1 protein-coding gene is annotated in these 646 nt (G+C 37.0%); it reads left to right on the top strand.

The genetic code is table 11. The features are described 5' to 3' along the window. A partial coding sequence (locus LD28_RS22500; protein WP_156120234.1) for a glycosyltransferase family 2 protein occupies positions 1-646 on the top strand: 646 nt, incomplete at both ends.

Below are 646 nucleotides of genomic sequence, written 5' to 3'. Positions count from 1 at the left end.
GAATATATATCTTATACAGCAAGAAAATGCCGGTCAGTCTGTAGCAAGAAACAATGCAATCCACATTGCTTCTGGTGAGTATGTATTTTTCTTGGACTCTGATGATTTATTACCTCCAGATGCTCTCTCGCCATTATATAAACTGGCAAAAGAAACAGCTTCAGAGGTCATCGTTTCTCATAGCAAGGCTTTTAACTCAAGACGTAGTTGGTTTATAGAAGAACATGCTGAAGTTGCCAGTGCGGCTCTACGGAAAGTAAAGTTTTTCCATCACTCGATACTTATTAAAACTCCGGCTCCCTGGGCAAAATTATATAAACGGAACTTGTTATTAAGAAATAATATTGAATTTCCTGTGGGAATAAAGTTGGCTGAAGACTGGATCTTTGTAATGAAGGCAATGTATAAAGCCAATCATATTTCAACAACGCCACATATCAGCTATCTTTATCGTGGGCGAGATGATGAGGATAACCCATCTTGTACTCAGATAGTCAATGAAAAGGTTTTTTATGATTTGACTAAAGTATACGAATTGTCATTACAATTTGGCCTACCCGAAAGGCAAACATATCTCGCTAAATTGTTTATTTTACGTGGATTACTTTATCGGCTGACTAAATATGCATTGGATTGTCCTTTGGAT

It is taken from the genome of Aeromonas finlandensis (genome assembly GCF_000764645.1).
Classification (GTDB): domain Bacteria; phylum Pseudomonadota; class Gammaproteobacteria; order Enterobacterales; family Aeromonadaceae; genus Aeromonas; species Aeromonas finlandensis.
The sequence above is the reverse complement of the archived record's forward strand: the minus strand, read 5'-3'. Positions and strand labels throughout refer to the sequence as shown.